Origin of the sequence: Pseudomonas sp. M5 (genome assembly GCF_016907075.1) — a bacterium.
Taxonomy (GTDB): Bacteria; Pseudomonadota; Gammaproteobacteria; order Pseudomonadales; family Pseudomonadaceae; genus Aquipseudomonas; species Aquipseudomonas putida_E.
Map to the genome: position 1 here is coordinate 4,288,372 of NZ_JAFBBH010000001.1, position 15,676 is coordinate 4,304,047.

The 15,676-nt window shown below is 63.1% G+C and carries 16 protein-coding genes; 3 read left to right on the forward strand and 13 right to left on the reverse strand.

What is annotated here, in order from left to right; all coding sequences use genetic code 11:
- Positions 1-84: 84 nt before the first annotated feature.
- The 5 genes from JOE27_RS19545 to leuS form a co-directional block, all read right to left on the reverse strand.
- Positions 85-1,401: a lytic murein transglycosylase gene (locus tag JOE27_RS19545; protein ID WP_204919510.1), complete on the reverse strand. Its 1,317-nt coding sequence runs from the start codon at positions 1,399-1,401 to the stop codon at positions 85-87.
- 60 nt (positions 1,402-1,461) lie between these two features.
- Entirely contained in the window at positions 1,462-1,626 is a 165-nt protein-coding gene (arfA, locus tag JOE27_RS19550; RefSeq protein WP_016489355.1) for an alternative ribosome rescue factor ArfA, read from the reverse strand.
- Between the two features lie 122 nt (positions 1,627-1,748).
- Positions 1,749-2,786: a DNA polymerase III subunit delta gene (gene holA, locus JOE27_RS19555; protein ID WP_204920645.1), complete on the reverse strand. Its 1,038-nt coding sequence runs from the start codon at positions 2,784-2,786 to the stop codon at positions 1,749-1,751.
- 37 nt (positions 2,787-2,823) lie between these two features.
- Complete coding sequence (lptE, locus tag JOE27_RS19560) at positions 2,824-3,429, reverse strand: LPS assembly lipoprotein LptE (protein ID WP_012312563.1); 606 nt, start codon at positions 3,427-3,429, stop codon at positions 2,824-2,826.
- 61 nt (positions 3,430-3,490) lie between these two features.
- Positions 3,491-6,097 carry a leucine--tRNA ligase gene (gene leuS, locus JOE27_RS19565; RefSeq protein ID WP_046785135.1) on the reverse strand — a complete coding sequence of 869 codons (2,607 nt, stop codon included), beginning with the start codon at positions 6,095-6,097 and terminating at the stop codon, positions 3,491-3,493.
- 227 nt (positions 6,098-6,324) lie between these two features.
- Between leuS and JOE27_RS19570 the strand changes: the two genes are divergently transcribed.
- A complete protein-coding gene (locus JOE27_RS19570) occupies positions 6,325-6,639 on the forward strand; it encodes a hypothetical protein (RefSeq protein ID WP_115273494.1) in 315 nt (104 codons plus the stop codon).
- Between the two features lie 134 nt (positions 6,640-6,773).
- Positions 6,774-7,535: a YdcF family protein gene (locus JOE27_RS19575; RefSeq protein WP_204919513.1), complete on the forward strand. Its 762-nt coding sequence runs from the start codon at positions 6,774-6,776 to the stop codon at positions 7,533-7,535.
- A gap of 140 nt (positions 7,536-7,675) precedes the next feature.
- Here JOE27_RS19575 and lnt read toward each other — a convergent pair whose 3' ends face one another.
- Genes lnt through JOE27_RS19595 form a run of 4 tightly spaced genes read right to left on the reverse strand, consistent with a single transcriptional unit; the run spans position 7,676 to position 11,531 of the window.
- On the reverse strand, positions 7,676-9,193 hold the full coding sequence (gene lnt / locus JOE27_RS19580) for an apolipoprotein N-acyltransferase (protein WP_204919515.1): 1,518 nt from the start codon (positions 9,191-9,193) through the stop codon (positions 7,676-7,678).
- A gap of 8 nt (positions 9,194-9,201) precedes the next feature.
- Positions 9,202-10,041: an HlyC/CorC family transporter gene (locus JOE27_RS19585; RefSeq protein ID WP_046785138.1), complete on the reverse strand. Its 840-nt coding sequence runs from the start codon at positions 10,039-10,041 to the stop codon at positions 9,202-9,204.
- Positions 10,042-10,066: 25 nt separating this feature from the next.
- Positions 10,067-10,540 (reverse strand): rRNA maturation RNase YbeY, encoded by a 474-nt coding sequence (gene ybeY, locus JOE27_RS19590; protein WP_012312569.1) that lies wholly within the window; start codon positions 10,538-10,540, stop codon positions 10,067-10,069.
- Positions 10,533-11,531 (reverse strand): PhoH family protein, encoded by a 999-nt coding sequence (locus JOE27_RS19595; protein ID WP_012312570.1) that lies wholly within the window; start codon positions 11,529-11,531, stop codon positions 10,533-10,535. Before JOE27_RS19595 ends, ybeY begins: the two co-directional genes overlap by 8 nt.
- Before the next feature lie 163 nt (positions 11,532-11,694).
- On the opposite strand from JOE27_RS19595, the gene JOE27_RS19600 reads away from it, so the two are divergent.
- Entirely contained in the window at positions 11,695-12,021 is a 327-nt protein-coding gene (locus JOE27_RS19600) for a DUF1820 family protein (RefSeq protein WP_039601874.1), read from the forward strand.
- A 6-nt stretch (positions 12,022-12,027) separates the two neighbouring features.
- Here JOE27_RS19600 and JOE27_RS19605 read toward each other — a convergent pair whose 3' ends face one another.
- The 4 genes from JOE27_RS19605 to JOE27_RS19620 form a co-directional block, all read right to left on the reverse strand.
- On the reverse strand, positions 12,028-12,573 hold the full coding sequence (locus tag JOE27_RS19605) for a tetratricopeptide repeat protein (RefSeq protein WP_115273496.1): 546 nt from the start codon (positions 12,571-12,573) through the stop codon (positions 12,028-12,030).
- A 186-nt stretch (positions 12,574-12,759) separates the two neighbouring features.
- Positions 12,760-14,043, reverse strand: a complete 1,284-nt coding sequence (gene hemL / locus JOE27_RS19610; protein ID WP_115273497.1) for a glutamate-1-semialdehyde 2,1-aminomutase — start codon at positions 14,041-14,043, stop codon at positions 12,760-12,762.
- Positions 14,044-14,060: 17 nt separating this feature from the next.
- Positions 14,061-14,684 carry a thiamine phosphate synthase gene (gene thiE / locus JOE27_RS19615; RefSeq protein ID WP_046785140.1) on the reverse strand — a complete coding sequence of 208 codons (624 nt, stop codon included), beginning with the start codon at positions 14,682-14,684 and terminating at the stop codon, positions 14,061-14,063.
- A gap of 14 nt (positions 14,685-14,698) precedes the next feature.
- Complete coding sequence (locus JOE27_RS19620) at positions 14,699-15,496, reverse strand: hydroxymethylpyrimidine/phosphomethylpyrimidine kinase (RefSeq protein ID WP_046785141.1); 798 nt, start codon at positions 15,494-15,496, stop codon at positions 14,699-14,701.
- Positions 15,497-15,676: the final 180 nt, after the last annotated feature.

Below are 15,676 nucleotides of genomic sequence, written 5' to 3' on the forward strand. Positions count from 1 at the left end.
GCCCTTTCGCGACGCAAGGCCGCTCCTACAGGGGGATGAGCGATTTCTCGTGTCGCGATGGGGCGCAAGGCGCCCCCGGCATTATCACCGTTGACGCAGGCTATCGAGCAACTTGTGCGTCGGGTACCCATCTGCTGGCCACCCAAAACCCTGCTGCGCATTGCGAATGGCCTTACGGGTATTGGCACCGATGATGCCATCGGGGTTGCCCGCATCATGCCCGTTGGCGTTGAGCAGGTTCTGCAGCTCCATGCGCTCGCTGCGGCTCAGCGGCAAGTCTTCTTTGGGCCAGCTGCCTGCGATGAAGCCCCAGCCCGAAAAACGATCGCCCAGCAAGCTCACGGCCAGTGCATAGGACGATGAGTTGTTGTACTTGAGAATGGCGCGGAAGTTGTCCAGCACCAGGAATGCTGGGCCACGGGCGCCGGCCGGCAGCAGCAGGGCTGCGGAAAGTTCGTTGCTGCCCATCGGCAGTTCGGTGCCCGCCGGCAGTTTCACACCCAATTGCAACCACTCACTGACGGGCTTGCGCAGCGCGCCATCGGCCAGCCAGAAGTCGAAGCCTGCAGGTACCTGAACCTCGAAACCCCATGGTTGCCCGCGCTTCCAGCCGGAGCTTTGCAGGTAATGCGCAGTCGATGCCAAGGCATCCGGAGTGCTGTTCCAGATATCGCGGCGGCCGTCACCGTCGAAGTCCACTGCATGGGTGTTGTAGGTGGTGGGGATGAACTGGGTCTGGCCCATGGCGCCGGCCCAGGAGCCACGCATGGCCTCTGGCTGGATGTCACCATGCTGGATGATCTGCAGCGCGGCAATCAGCTGATCCTGGGCAAACTGCGGGCGGCGGCCTTCATACGCCAGGGTCGCGAGTGAGCGAATTACCGATTTGCTGCCTTGGAACTGGCCAAAGTTGCTCTCCATGCCCCAGACCGAGACCAGGACCTGACGGTCTACACCATAGCGCTGTTCGAGGCGGGCCAGCAGCTCGGCATTCTGCTCAAGCAGTTTCTTGCCGTTTCGCACTCGCAGCGGCGACAGTGCTCCCTCCAGGTATTCCCACACCGGGCGGGTGAATTCGGGCTGGCTGCGGTCTGCCTTGATCACATCCATGTCCGGCGTCACGCCAATGAACGCGCGGTCGAAAGTGCTTGCCGAGATACCAGCCTGCAGCGCTTGCTGGCGGAAGCCGGCCTGCCATTGGGCAAATGTTTGCAGCGGCTGAATTTCAGTGCTGACGTCGGGCGTGGCGCTGGGCAGAGTCACTACCGGCGCGGGCTGGGCGGGGGCCAGCGGCAGGGCGTCGGCGGCGGTGGGCTTTTCCGCGCAGGCGACGAGCAGGATTAAGCTGGAGGCCGCGAGCAGCTGGCGGGATTTCCAGCGAGGGGTAAGACTGAAGGGCATGCACAGATCCAGAATTTCAGGTCAGGTGTCGACCATATCATGCCTGCGCTTTCGATGCTTTCATGCGGCCAAAAAGTAAGAAGCCTCCCAATCTCTCGATTGGAAGGCTTCGCGGCGGTAGCTGCCTTTGCCCTTGTCCGGTCGCTCCTGGCGGCAGCGGAACAAGGGTTGGGCGACGATGGATTTGGCCTTGTTGGGGCCGTGCTTCTTCGGCTTTTTGCTCATGGCGGGATTCCCGGGTTGGGTGGGTTTCGGGGCGGACTCTAGGCCTGTAGAGAGGCCGGGGCCAATTGATTGTGTCAATGGTTTGAAATACCGGGGCTGCAAACAAGCTCCCAGTATTTGAGTCACTCAGGCGGTAGAGCCAACCGCTGCCCGGCCATGAGCAATGACAAGCGTGACAGCCCGGTCCATGGTGACCCCACGGCTTGCCCCTTGATCTGTGCATCGATGCGCTGGGCATCCTGCAGCAGCTGCGCCCAGCGCTGCGCCGACAGGCGCTGCAGGGCTTTGCTGACCAGCGGCCGGCGCTTGTCCCATACCGGTGGGCGGGCCTGGCTGAAGGCCTTGTCCAAGGGCACACCCTGGCTGAACTGCTGCGAAAGCCCCGCGAGCAGACGCAGTTCGCGCGCCAGGGCCCACAGAATCACAGGTGGCTCCACGCCTTCACCGCGCAGGCCTTCGAGCATGCGCAGGGCATGCGCAGCTTCGCCATTGAGAATGGCATCGACCAGGCCGAAGACATCGAAGCGCGCGCTGTCGGCAACGGCCGCCTGCACCGTGTCTACGGTGACCTGGCTGCCGTCGGCGAGCAGTTTGAGCTTTTCGATTTCCTGGGCAGCAGCCAGCAGGTTGCCTTCGACACGTGCGGCAATGAGGTCGACCGCATCACGCTGGGCCGAAAGGCCGGCCTGTGCCAAACGCTGGTTGATCCATTGCGGCAACTGCTGGGCATCCACCGGCCAGATCTGGATGAACTGGCAATGGCTGCCCTCGATCAGGGCCTTGCCCCATTTGGTCTTCTGCGCACTGCCATCGAGTTTGGGCAGGCTGACCAGCAGCAGGGTGTCCTCGGCAGGGTTGGCGCAGTATTCCATCAGCGCCGCTGCGCCTTTGTCACCAGGCTTGCCCGAGGGCAGGCGCAGTTCCAGCAGCCGGCGTTGGGCGAACAGGGACAGGCTGGCGCCCGCCTGCAGCAGGGTGCCCCAGTCGAAACTGGCGTCGGCGCTGAACACCTGGCGCTCGTCAAAGCCCTGCTGACGCGCAGTATTGCGTATGGCGTCGGCGGCTTCCTGGCACAGCAGCGGATCGTCGCCACTGACCACATAGACCGGGGCCAGAGCGCCTTGCAGGTGCTTGTTGAGTTGGGCGGGGGCGAGCTTCATCGGAAACAGGCGGGGCACCGGAGTGCCCCGCACGGGCTCAATTGCCCGGAATTTCCAGCGGCGATTGCTGCGGCGTTTCCGCCTGCTGGCTGCGCGCGGCCTCCAGTGCGGCGGCTTCGGCCTTGGCGCGTTCGTCAGCTTCGCGCTGCAACTGGTCCAGCTGAGGCGGCGTCAGCATCTGCAGGCGCACGACCATGGCGTTGACCAGGTCGCGGCGCATTTCTTCGCGGGCAACAGTGGCTTCCTGGTCGGAACCGGTGATGTTGCCGCCGTCGCGTACATAGATTTTGCGCACTTCCAGCTTGTCGCTCATCAGCTCCAGGTTGTTCAGGCCAAGAATGCTGTAGCTGAGCACTGTGGTCAGTTCGTACTCGGCAGATTGGTTGCTGCTGGCGTAGGACGCTGCGCGCTGGGTTTGCTGTTCGTTGGTCAGTACCAGGCGATACGGGGCGCCGGTGTGCACATTGACGCCGCTGCGCTCCAGTACTTCGCGCAGTTGAGTCACGGTCGGGCCGTAGGCATCACGTGCACTGACGTCCATTTCCTTGACGCTGAGCTCGGAGGTGCCGGTGCCGCGCAGCTGGAAACCGCAGGCGCTGAGCATGATGGCCAGGCCCAATACCAGCAGATTGCGTTTGATCATGTTGTTGCTCCCTTGTGGGCCGATACCGCCCACCCGCACTGGCTGCAGGTGGGCGTTGCCATCAGTTGGCGACGATGTTGACCAGCTTGCCTGGCACTACGATGACCTTGCGGATGGTCAGGCCATCGATGAAGCGCAGGACATTTTCGTTGTTGCGGGCGGCGGCTTCGATTTCTTCGCGGCTGGCGGCTGCAGGCATTTCTACCTGGCCACGCAGTTTGCCGTTGACCTGGACCACCAGGGTGACGGTGTCCTGCACCAGAGCGCTTTCATCGACAACTGGCCAGCCAGCATCGATAACGGCTTGCTCATGGCCCAGCGCCTTCCACAGTTCGTGGGAAATGTGCGGGGTGATCGGGGCCAGCAACAAGGTGACGGCCTCCAGGCCCTCTTGCAGCAGCGCACGGTCTTGCTCGGTGCCCTGGGGGGCCTTCTCCAGGACGTTCATCACGGTCATCACCTGGGCGATGGCGGTGTTGAACTTGTGGTACTGGCCCACATCGGTGCTGGCCTGCTTGATCGCGGCGTGAATTGCACGGCGGATGACCTTCTGCTCGTCGTTCAGCGTGGCGAGGTCCAGTTTACCCGGCAGGCCCTGGTTGACGTGGCCCTGGGCCAGGCGCCAGACACGACGCAGGAAGCGGCTTGCACCTTCGACGCCAGAGTCCGACCATTCCAGGCTCATGTCGGGCGGCGAGGCGAACATCATGAACAGGCGGCAGGTGTCGGCGCCGTAGGCTTCGATCATCGACTGTGGGTCGACGCCGTTGTTCTTCGACTTCGACATCTTCTCGGTGCCGCCGATTTCCACCGGCAGGCCGTCGGTCTTCAGGCGTGCGCCAATGATCTTGGCCTTGGCATCGCGCTCGATTTCGACGTCGGCCGGGTTGAACCAGTCCTTGCCACCGTTGCTGGCGACGCGGTAGTAGGTATCGGCGACCACCATGCCCTGGGTCAGCAGGTTCTTGAACGGTTCATTGGAGGTGACCAGGCCTTCGTCACGCATCAGCTTGTGGAAGAAGCGCGCGTAAAGCAGGTGCAGAATGGCGTGTTCGATGCCGCCGATGTACTGGTCGACCGGCAACCAGTGGTTGGCCGCTTTCGGATCGACCAGGCCCTTGTCGTAGTTCGGCGAGGCGTAGCGGGCGAAGTACCAGGACGACTCGACGAAGGTGTCCATGGTGTCGGTTTCACGCTTTGCCGCGGCGCCGCATTTCGGGCAGCTGCACTCGTAGAACTCGGGCATGCGCGCCAGTGGCGAACCGGCGCCGTCCGGCACCACGTTCTCTGGCAGGGTGACCGGCAGCTGGTCTTCCGGCACCGGCACGTCGCCGCAGGACGGGCAGTGGATGATCGGGATCGGGCAGCCCCAGTAACGCTGGCGGCTGATGCCCCAGTCGCGCAGGCGGAACTGGGTGCGGGATTTGCCCAGCTCCTTGCGGATCAGGGCCGCCTCGATGGCGTCGAAGGCGCCAGCGAAGTCCAGGCCGTCGAACTCGCCGGAGTTGATCAGCTGGCCGTGCTCGCCGTAGGCCGCCTGCCATTCGCTGCCGACTTCGTCGCCGGCGCTGGTGCGCACCACAGCCTTGACCGGCAGGTTGTACTTGTGGGCGAACTCGAAGTCGCGCTCGTCGTGGGCCGGTACGGCCATTACGGCACCGTCGCCGTAGTGCATCAGCACATAGTTGGCGACCCATACCGGCAGCTTTTCACCGCTCAGGGGGTGCTCGACCAGCAGGGAAGTGGGCATGCCCTTCTTCTCCTGGGTGGCCATGTCGGCCTCGGCAACGCTGCCGCTCTTGCACTCGTCGATGAATGCCTGCAGCGCCGGGTTGCCCTGGGCAGCCTGGGTAGCCAATGGGTGCTCGGCGGCAACGGCAACGTAAGTCGCGCCCATCAGGGTGTCCGGACGGGTGGTAAAGACTTTCAGCGTACCTTCGTGGCCGATGCTCGCCTGATCGTACGGGAACTGTACTTCCATGCCGCGCGACTTGCCGATCCAGTTGCGCTGCATGGTCTTGACCTGCTCAGGCCAGCCCGGCAGCTCGTCGAGGCTTTCCAGCAGCTCGTCGGCGTAGTCGGTGATGCGGAAGTAGTACATGGGGATTTCGCGCTTTTCGATCAGCGCGCCCGAACGCCAGCCGCGGCCGTCGATGACCTGCTCGTTGGCGAGCACGGTCTGGTCGGCCGGGTCCCAGTTCACGGTACCGTTCTTGCGGTAGATGATGCCTTTTTCGAACAGGCGGGTGAACAGCCACTGTTCCCAGCGGTAGTAGTCCGGCTTGCAGGTGGTGACTTCACGTGCCCAGTCGATGGCAAGGCCCAGGCTCTTGAGCTGGGTCTTCATGTAGTCGATGTTTTCGTATGTCCACTTGGCCGGGGCGACGTTGTTTTTCATCGCCGCGTTTTCCGCGGGCATGCCGAAAGCGTCCCAGCCCATCGGTTGCAGGACGTTCTTGCCCAGCATGCGCTGGTAGCGGGCAATCACGTCGCCGATGGTGTAGTTGCGCACGTGGCCCATGTGTAGCTTGCCGCTCGGGTACGGGAACATCGATAGGCAATAGTAGGTGTCTTTGCCTGGCTGTTCGGTAACAGCGAACGACTGTTGCTCGTCCCAGAAATGCTGGGCGGCGGCTTCGATATCACGGGGCGTGTATTGTTCGTGCATGGCTACTTTTGGCTGAGAGAGAAGAGACCTTGTTCCAGGCAGCGGAACCTCGCTGCGTCCGGCACTCCGGTGTCGTGAGAGTGAACGCCGTAGCATACAGTAGCGCCGCGCATCGTGGGAAACCCTGATTGCGAATGGCCGCTGGTCGCTGCATCGGGCTGCTTTTCGAAGCGGCGCTAAGCTCAGGTGTGGGGGGAGATATTCTTTATCTTCAATGAGGTGAACGGATGGGAGAGACGCAGCTACCCGCAACCAAACCGGAGCTTTACGAACGCCTGATCGACCGTCTTGGCCTGGCCCTGGAAGTCGCCAGAACGTCGGTACGATTGCGCGACGAGATGCCAGCCGAGCTGGAGTTGCGTGGCCTGAGCCATGCAGAGTTCGAAGTGATCAAGGCTTACCTGGACTCGGTCCCGGAACGCCGTAATGCCTGCGCCGGTAGTTACCCGCATGCGGAACCGACATCGGCGAAGATCATCTGGCTCAAGGACAAGAAACGCCCCGCCACGACGGCGACACCCAGGACGCTGCCACATCGCTAGCCGTTCAGGGCGCCCGGCGCAGGCCATCGCGCCCCGGTAATTCAACAAACACTTCACCCGATCGGCGCCGGCAGCGCACTTGTTGACCGGCGCCGATCCTCATAGGCTGCACGCCTGCCAAGGAGGTGTAGCCGATGCCGATTCGATTTTTCATCAAACAATGGTTGATGCCGCCGGGCATCCTGTTCCTGCTGTTGCTGGCGGCCTGGTGGCTGCGCGCCCGGCGCCCGCGGCTGGCGGCGCTGTGCTTTGTGCTGGGGCTGGGTGGGTTGTGGTTGATGAGCCTGCCGCTGGTGGTGCAGCACGGTGCGCGCCTGCTGGAAATCGAGCCACCGCTGGCATCCGGCGATTGGGCCAGCCTGGCGCACCGGGCGGATGCCATCGTCGTGCTCGGTGCAGGGCGTGAGCGCGGTGATCCGGCCTGGGGCGGTGAGGACCAGCCCTCGGCAACGGCGCTTGAGCGTATGCGCTTTGCCGCGCGACTGGCCAAGGCTTCGGGCTTGCCGGTGCTGACCAGTGGCGGTTTGCACTACGGTACCCCGCCGAGCGAGGCGCGGCTAATGGCGGATCGGCTGCGTGAAGATTTCGCTGTCGAGGTCAAATGGAAGGAAGAGGCCAGCCGAACCACGTGGGAAAATGCCCAATTCAGCGCGCAATTACTCAAGCCACTGGGTATTGGGCGTGTGGTGCTGGTGACCCAGGCGTGGCACATGCAACGTTCGCGCTGGAGCTTCGAGCAGGCCGGGTTTGAAGTGATACCGGCGCCGATGGGGTTCCTTGGGCGGGACCATGCGCGGCCGTTTGCCGGGTTGCTGCCGGAAAGCCGGGCGATGTGGCAGAGCGGGCAATTGCTGAATGAAGCGGTAGGGTTGGCGGGGTATCGGTTGTTCTATTGATTCAAGAGAGCACTCGAGCCGGTGTAGGAGCGGCCTTGTGTCGCGAAAGGACTGCGCAGCAGTCCCAGGATATCTGTGGCGCCGCTGATATCCTGGGGCCGCTTCGCAGCCCATCGCGACACAAGGCCGCTCCGGCCTGATCAGACGGTTTTGGCTATGCGCCCCGCCAGCAATGCCCAACCCAGCAGCAAGGCACAGACAATCGCCAGCGGCCACGAGCGCCACTGCAGGTACGGCGTCAGTTGCTGCATCGGGACCACTTCGCCATACAGCACGGCCCGCTGGAACTGCGGAACCTGGGCCGTGATCCGGCCAAACGGGTCGATCAAAGCGGTGACGCCGTTATTGGTGGCGCGGATCATCCAGCGGCCGGCTTCCAGCGCGCGCATCTGCGCCATCTGCAGGTGCTGCAGCGGGCCGATCGAGGTGCCGAACCAGGTGTCGTTGCTGATGGTCAGCAACAGGTCGCTGCGCGCCGCCAAGCCCGCAGCGAACTCGGGGTAGACCACCTCGTAGCAGATGTACGGGGCAATCTGGTAACCCTTGGCCTGGAGCAGTGGCTGGTCCTCAGGGCCGCGGGCGAAGTCCGACATCGGCAGGTTGAAGAACTCGATCAGGCCGCGAAGCATGTCCTGCAGTGGCACGTATTCGCCGAAGGGCACCAGCTTCTGCTTGAGGTAGGTGCCATCGCCTTCGCCCGTCACGGTCACGCCGTTGTAGTAGCGGCGTTGCTGATGCACCACTTCGCGCACCGGCACGCCGGTGATAAGTGCCGAATGCCGGTCGGCGGCAAAACGCCCCATCACGTCGATGTAGCCTTGGGCCTGGTCCTTGAGGATCGGCACGGCTGTCTCTGGCCAAACCAGCAGATCCACCGGTTTTGAGCTGAAGCTCATGTCGCGGTACAGCGCCAGTTGTGCATCGATGTGCGCCGGGTCCCATTTCAGCTCTTGTTCGACGTTGCCCTGCAGGGCCGCGACCGTCAGTGGGTCGCCAGCAGGCTTGGTCCAGGCGTGGTCTTTGAGGGCTATGCCGACAACCCAGGGGGCCAGCAGCAACAAGGCTCCCACGGCAAGGAACGATGGGCGTGCACGCAGGCGGTGCAGGTTGCACAGCAGCGCCGCGCTCAATGCCAGGGCGAAAGAGATCAGCCACACGCCGCCCAGCGGCGCCAGGCCAGCCAAAGGCCCGTCCAGTTGGCTGTAGCCGGCATAAAGCCAGGGGAAGCCGGTCAGGAACCAGCCACGGAAAGCCTCTTGCAGCAGCCACAGGGCAGCAAAGCACAGCGCATCGGCCAAGGGGGCTTCATTGCGGCGCAGCCAGCGCGCCCACAGCCAGGTGGGCAGGGCAAAGAACCAGGCAAGGGCGGCGAAGAACGCCACCAGCAGCACGATCGCCAGCAGCGGCGAGGCGCCGCCGTAGGTGTTCATGCTGACGTAGATCCACCAGGTGCCGGCCCCGTACAGGCCAAACCCGAACCACCAGCCGCGCCACATGGCCTGGCGCGGGGTGAGCTCGCGCAGGCCGAGGTAGAGCACCGCGATGGACAACAGGGCCAGCGGCCAGATGTCGAATGGCGCCAGGGCCAGAAGGGTAGAGGCGCCGGCCGCCAAGGCCAGCAGGTTACCGGGCCAGCCGGGGCGGGTGATCCAACGCATGTTTGTCCTTAGCGGGTGATCGGGGTCAGGCGCAGCAAGTGTATCCGCCGGCTGTCGGCATTGAGAATACGGAACTTGTAGGGCCCGATCTCAGTGGTCTCGTTGCGCTTGGGCAGGTGGCCGAAAGCGCTCATCACCAGGCCGCCAACCGTGTCGAACTCATCATCGGAGAACTCGCTGTCGAAGAACTCGTTGAAGTTCTCGATCGGCGTGAGCGCCTTGACCAGGAAGTCGCCGCTGGGCAGTGGCTTGATATAGCTGTCTTCCTCGACATCATGCTCGTCTTCGATGTCGCCGACGATCTGTTCGAGCACGTCCTCGATGGTGACCAGGCCCGCCACGCCGCCGTACTCGTCGATGACGATGGCCATGTGGTTGTGGTTGGCGCGGAACTCGCGCAGCAGCACGTTCAGGCGCTTGGACTCGGGCACGAACGTGGCCGGGCGCAGCAGGTCCCTGATGTTGAAGCTGTCGCCGTTCTCTTTGAGGATCAGCGGCAGCAGGTCCTTGGCCAGCAGGATCCCGAGCACATCGTCATGGCTTTCGCCGATCACCGGGTAACGCGAGTGCGCGGCGTCGATGACGGCCGGCAGGAATTCGCGAGGCGACTGGGTAGCCTTGATGCTGATCATCTGCGAACGCGGCACCATGATGTCGCGTACCTGCAGGTCGGCGACCTGGATGGCGCCTTCGACGATGGTCAGCGCTTCGCTGTCGAGCAGCTTGTTCTGATGGGCTTCGCGCAGCAGCTCGAGGAGCTCCTGGCGGTTTTTCGGCTCATGGGCAAAAGCCTGGGTCAGTTTACCCAGCCAGGACTTCTGCCCGTTGCTCGATCGATCTTCGCTCATGGCGTTTCTCGTGATCCTTGCAGTATCAGTGTGTGATTGAATCGTTTTCATCATCGGCATACGGGTCGGGGTGACCCAGTTCTGCCAGCAATTCCCGTTCCAGCGCTTCCATTTCCTCGGCCTCATCGTCTTCGATGTGGTCGTAGCCAAGCAGGTGCAGGCAGCCGTGGATGACCAGGTGCGCCCAATGCGCTTGCAGCGATTTGCCCTGTTCGGCAGCCTCGCGCTCGACCACCGGCACGCAGATCACCAGGTCGCCCAGCAGCGGGATATCGAGCAGTTCATCGGGCACATCGGCCGGGAACGACAGCACATTGGTCGCGTAGTCTTTGTGCCGGTAGGTGTGGTTGAGCTCGCGGCCTTCGGCTTCGTCGACCAGACGGATGGTCATTTCCGAGTCGGCGCTGCGCTGGCGCAAGGCCAGTTCGCACCAGGCGCGCAAAGCGGCATCGTCAGGGGTGGCGGCATCCGTGGCGCGCTGCAGGTCAAGTTCAAGCATCTTTGCCGGGCGCCTCGGGCTTGGCCTGGCGGGCATCGAAGCGGTCATAGGCCTCGACAATGCGCTGCACCAGTGGGTGACGAACCACATCTTTGGGTTGGAAGTGGGTAAAACTGATACCCGGAACGTCCTTGAGCACCTCGATCACATGAGCCAGGCCCGACTTGGTGCCACGTGGCAGGTCGACCTGGGTGATGTCGCCGGTGATCACCGCAGTGGAGCCGAAGCCGATACGGGTCAGGAACATTTTCATCTGCTCGAGCGTGGTGTTCTGGCTCTCGTCGAGGATGATGAAACTGTTGTTCAAGGTACGGCCGCGCATGTAGGCCAGCGGGGCGATCTCGATCACCTGGCGCTCGATCAGCTTGGCCACGTGCTCGAAGCCGAGCATTTCGTACAGGGCGTCGTACAGCGGGCGCAGGTACGGGTCGATCTTCTGGGCCAGGTCGCCAGGCAGGAAGCCAAGCTTTTCGCCGGCCTCGACCGCCGGGCGCACCAGCAGGATGCGTCGCACCTGCTCGCGCTCCAGGGCATCGACGGCGCAGGCCACGGCCAGGTAAGTCTTGCCGGTACCGGCCGGGCCTACGCCGAAGTTGATGTCGTTGGCCAGGATTTCCTTGACGTAGCGCTGCTGGTTGACGCCGCGTGGGCGAATGTTGCCCTTGCGCGTGCGCAGGGAAACGCTGACCTCGTTGACTGCCGGGTTATCGATGTTCTCGACGGTCGACTCCTGCAGGTACAGGTGCACGGTTTCCGGCGACAGCTCGGTGGCCTTTGCCTCGCGATAGAGGCGGCGCAGCAGTTGCTCGGCAGCAGAGGTTGTCTTGGGTTCGCCGATCAGCTCGAATTGATTGCCGCGGTTGCGGATTTCGATAGCCAGGCGTTGTTCGATCAGGCGCAAGTGCTCGTCGAACTGGCCGCACAGGTTGGCGAAGCGGTGGGCCTCGAAAGGTTCGAGGATGAAGCGATGAGGTTGTATGGGTGCGTTCAAGGTCGTTTTTAGCCGCTCGACGGCAATGGTGGTGAACTCAAGAATAACCCTTGAAGGGCAGGGGCGAAAGCACTGAAACGTTCAACGGTATCGGCGGCACAGATCAACGGGCCTGTCTGTTATGATGCGCGCCTTTTCTTACGCATGTGTTATCCCGGCAAACATGAGCAAACGCGAACCCGCCATCTATAAAGTGATCTTCCTCAATCAGGGGCAGGTCTTCGAGATGTATGCCAAACAGATCTATCAGAGCGACCTGTGGGGCTTCCTGGAAATCGAGGAATTCGTTTTTGGGGAGCGCACCCAGATCGTGGTCGACCCGAGCGAAGAGAAGCTCAAGAACCAGTTCGAAGGTGTGATCCGCAGCTTCGTGCCGATGCACTCGATCGTGCGTATCGACGAGGTCGAGCGCCTGGGCACGGCCAAGATCAGCGAAGCCAAGGGAAGTGGCAATGTGATGCCGTTCCCTATGCCGATGCCAGAGAAGTAAAGCGAGTCAGGGGAGCGGCGAGAACGGCGTGCGCCCTTCGGCGCTTTGCAGTTCCAGCAGGTATTTGCGGAAGATCTGGCCGAGCACCTGGGTGGCATGCTCCAGTTCATCGCGGGGCATCTGCTCGGTGACTTCGTCGGCCATGTCCAGCGCATCTTCGGCGCCGTTGACCGCCGCCATTTTCAGCAGGATATAGGCCTGTACGTTGTTGGCCTCGACCCCTTCACCATGAAAGAACATGCCGCCAAGGCGATACTGGGCTTGTGCATGGCCCTGCAGCGAGGCTTTTTCGAACCAGTCCAAGGCCATTTTCAGGTCTTTGGGGGTTTGCGCGTAGTAGTACTCACCCAGTTCGTACTGCGCCTGGGCGTCCCCGGTCGCCGCCATCTGCTCGCAAGCCTTGAGGGCGTTTTGCTGGTCCTCTGGCTGGACATTGAGCGTGCAGCGCCCCGCTGCAGGAATCAGCAACGAGTTACCGCCCTCCGCCAGTGCCAGCAGGGGCTGAAGAAGCAACAGGCAGCCCAGGGCAAGGGCGCGGCCGGTGCGGTTCATGGGGATCGACTTACCTCTGCAAAGCTACGGCCAATGTCTCTGGTGGCACATTATGGGATAAGCAGCGCCAACCTTACAAAGTTTTACTCGAATTTATGTACCGGTGGGAAAAGTTACTGGTGATGGACGGGCATTTATCGCCAGAGCTCTTCGCGGGTTTACCCGGCGAAGAGCTCTGGCCGCGCTTTACTTCAGTGCGGCAAATGCCCGCTCAGCCGCATCCAGGGTGATCTGCAGCTCCTTGTCACCGTGTGCGATCGAGGTAAAGCCGGCCTCGAACGCGCTAGGTGCCAGGTAGACGCCACCGTCGAGCATCAGGTGGAAGAAGCGCTTGAAGCGCTCGGCATCGCTGGCCATCACGTCATCGAAGGTGACGATATCGTCGGCGCCGCTGAAGTACAGGCCGAACATGGCACCTGCCTGGGTTGTCACGAACGGCACGCCAGCGGCATCTGCGCGCTGCTGCAGGCCGTCGAGCATGCGGCTGGTGAAGCCGCTCAGCTCGTCGTGGAAGCCCGGGCGGCTGATCAGCTTCAGCGTGGTCAGGCCTGCGGCCATGGCCAGCGGGTTACCCGACAGGGTACCGGCCTGATACACAGGGCCCAGCGGGGCGATGCAGCCCATGATCTCGCGCTTGCCGCCGAAACAGCCGACCGGCATGCCGCCGCCGACGATCTTGCCGAAGGTCGACAGGTCCGGCGTGATGCCGTAGTAGCCTTGGGCGCCGCCCAGCGAGACGCGAAAGCCCGTCATCACTTCGTCGAAGATCAACACTACGCCGTGCTTGTCGCACTGCTCGCGCAGGCCTTCGAGGAAGCCAGGCGCTGGGGGTACGCAATTCATGTTGCCGGCCACTGGCTCGACGATGATGCAGGCTACGGTCTGGCCGACTTCGGCCAGGGTCTTCTCGACTGCAGCGATGTCGTTGAACGGCAGGGTCAGGGTGTGCTTGGCGAAGTCCGCCGGCACGCCTGCCGAGCTTGGCACGCCCTGGGTCAGCAAACCGGAGCCGGCCTTGACCAGCAAGCTGTCGGAGTGGCCGTGGTAGCAGCCTTCGAACTTGATGATGGCGTCGCGGCCGGTGTAACCCCGGGCCAGGCGGATCGCGCTCATGGTGGCTTCGGTGCCGGAGCTGACCATGCGTACCATTTCCATGGACGGCACCAGCGAGCAGACAAGGTCTGCCATCTCGGTTTCCATGGCGGTCGGCGCGCCGTAGGACAAGCCGTGCTGCAACTGGTTGCGCACCGCGTCGAGCACCTGTGGGTGGCCGTGGCCGAGGATCATCGGGCCCCACGAACCCACGTAGTCAACATAGCGCTTGTCGTCTTCGTCGACGACATAGGCGCCCTCGGCATGCTTGAAGAACAGCGGGGTGCCGCCGACGCTCTTGAAGGCGCGGACCGGCGAGTTGACGCCACCTGGGATGTGCTTCTGGGCTTGGGCGAACAGGGATTCGGAACGGGACATGGGATCTTCTCTTGAAATCAGGAAGCGAACAGGGCGTTGAAGGCGCGGGCGCGGCGGGTGACTTCCTGCGCGCTGTCGGCACCGAACAGGCCATGGATCACCGCCAGCAGGTCGGCACCGTGGGCGACCAGCGGGGCGGCGTTGTCGAGGGTGATGCCGCCGATCACGGCGAGCGGCAGTTTGACCTGGGCCCGGGCCTGCGCCAGCAGGCCAACATCGGCAGCGGGTGCACCGGGCTTGGTCACGGAATTGAAGAAACGGCCAAAGGCGACATAACTGGCGCCTTCGCTGGCAGCCTGGGCGGCCAGGTCGAGGCTGGCGTGGCAGGTCGAGCCAATGATGGCCTGGCGGCCCAGCAGCGCACGCGCCGGGGTCAATGGGCCGTCGGTCTGCCCCAGATGCACACCGACGCCCAGGCGCGCAGCCAGTTCGGCGTCGTCGTTGATGACCAGCTCGGTGCCGTAGCGTTCGCAGAGCTTGAGAAGCGCTTGGGCTTCACGCAGTCGACGGGCGTCATCATCGCTTTTATCGCGGTACTGCAGCAGGCGCACGCCGCCTTCCAGTGCCGCCTCGACATGGGACAGGAAACGGCCGGCGAGCAGCTGGCTGTCGGTGATTGCATACAGACCGCGTAGCTTCATCAGAAAGCCTCGTATCAGGAGCAGAAGTCCAGGGGCAGGCGGCGCGGGACGAACTGGCCCTTGCCCAACTGCTCGGCGTCACGCAGGGTGCGCCAGGTGTAGTCGAGTGCACTGCGCACGGCGCTTTGCAGGGCTTCGCCCAAGGCCAGGCGGCCGGCCAACGTGCTGGCCAGGGTACAACCCGAGCCGTGGTAGCTGCCAGGCAGGCGCTGGCAGGTCCAGGTATGACGCTGGCCATCGCGGCTGTACAGGCGGTTGTGGATTTCGTCTTCGTCGCCGTGGCCACCGGTGATCAGCAGGTGTTTGCAGAACGGCAACAATTTTTCGGCACACTCGTCTGCCGTACCTTCGGGCAGTTCGGCAAGAATGCGGGCCTCGGGCAGGTTAGGGGTGGCGATGGCGGCCAGCGGCAACAGGCGCTCGCGCAGGGCATAGCCGACCTCGTCCTTGCCCAGCCGGCCACCGCCACCGGCGCGCAGCACCGGGTCGCAGACCACCGGCAGGTGCGGGTGGGCACTGAGCAGTTCGGCGACGGTATCGACCATTTCGATCGAGCCGAGCATGCCCAGCTTGACCGCGGCTACCGTGGAGTCGGCCAGTACGGCATTGGCCTGGGCCAGCACCCACTCGCGGTCGAGCACGCGGAAGTCGGAAACATTGACGGTATCCTGCACGGTCAGGGCGGTCACCGCAGGTGCGGCGTGACAGCCTTGGGCGATCAGGGCTTCGATATCTGCCTGCAAGCCGGCACCGCCACTTGGGTCGTGGCCGGATAGACAGAGGACAACGGGGCGGGAGCTGTAGGTATTCATGGTCGGCGAGCTTACCACCAAACCCTTTTGTACGGATCGTCCTACAAACGGGTTTTGTTGATCGATGGGTCAGCTTTGTGCTTTTAACTGGCCTGAAAGCACTGATCTAGAGCCTTTTAAGCTTAAATCAAGATGGCCCGTTGCCAGCCTTCAAAGCTATGCTAGAGTGCTCGGATAACT

Coding starts and splice junctions, on each gene's coding strand:
- JOE27_RS19600 (WP_039601874.1), top strand. CDS start 11,695: ATGAGCAAACGCGAACCCGCCATCTATAAAGTGATCTTCCTCAATCAG.
- ybeY (WP_012312569.1), bottom strand. CDS start 10,540: ATGCTTGAACTTGACCTGCAGCGCGCCACGGATGCCGCCACCCCTGAC.
- leuS (WP_046785135.1), bottom strand. CDS start 6,097: ATGCACGAACAATACACGCCCCGTGATATCGAAGCCGCCGCCCAGCAT.
- JOE27_RS19620 (WP_046785141.1), bottom strand. CDS start 15,496: ATGAATACCTACAGCTCCCGCCCCGTTGTCCTCTGTCTATCCGGCCAC.
- lptE (WP_012312563.1), bottom strand. CDS start 3,429: ATGATCAAACGCAATCTGCTGGTATTGGGCCTGGCCATCATGCTCAGC.
- arfA (WP_016489355.1), bottom strand. CDS start 1,626: ATGAGCAAAAAGCCGAAGAAGCACGGCCCCAACAAGGCCAAATCCATC.
- holA (WP_204920645.1), bottom strand. CDS start 2,786: ATGAAGCTCGCCCCCGCCCAACTCAACAAGCACCTGCAAGGCGCTCTG.
- JOE27_RS19575 (WP_204919513.1), top strand. CDS start 6,774: ATGCCGATTCGATTTTTCATCAAACAATGGTTGATGCCGCCGGGCATC.
- JOE27_RS19545 (WP_204919510.1), bottom strand. CDS start 1,401: ATGCCCTTCAGTCTTACCCCTCGCTGGAAATCCCGCCAGCTGCTCGCG.
- thiE (WP_046785140.1), bottom strand. CDS start 14,684: ATGAAGCTACGCGGTCTGTATGCAATCACCGACAGCCAGCTGCTCGCC.
- lnt (WP_204919515.1), bottom strand. CDS start 9,193: ATGCGTTGGATCACCCGCCCCGGCTGGCCCGGTAACCTGCTGGCCTTG.
- JOE27_RS19570 (WP_115273494.1), top strand. CDS start 6,325: ATGGGAGAGACGCAGCTACCCGCAACCAAACCGGAGCTTTACGAACGC.
- hemL (WP_115273497.1), bottom strand. CDS start 14,043: ATGTCCCGTTCCGAATCCCTGTTCGCCCAAGCCCAGAAGCACATCCCA.
- JOE27_RS19585 (WP_046785138.1), bottom strand. CDS start 10,041: ATGAGCGAAGATCGATCGAGCAACGGGCAGAAGTCCTGGCTGGGTAAA.
- JOE27_RS19605 (WP_115273496.1), bottom strand. CDS start 12,573: ATGAACCGCACCGGCCGCGCCCTTGCCCTGGGCTGCCTGTTGCTTCTT.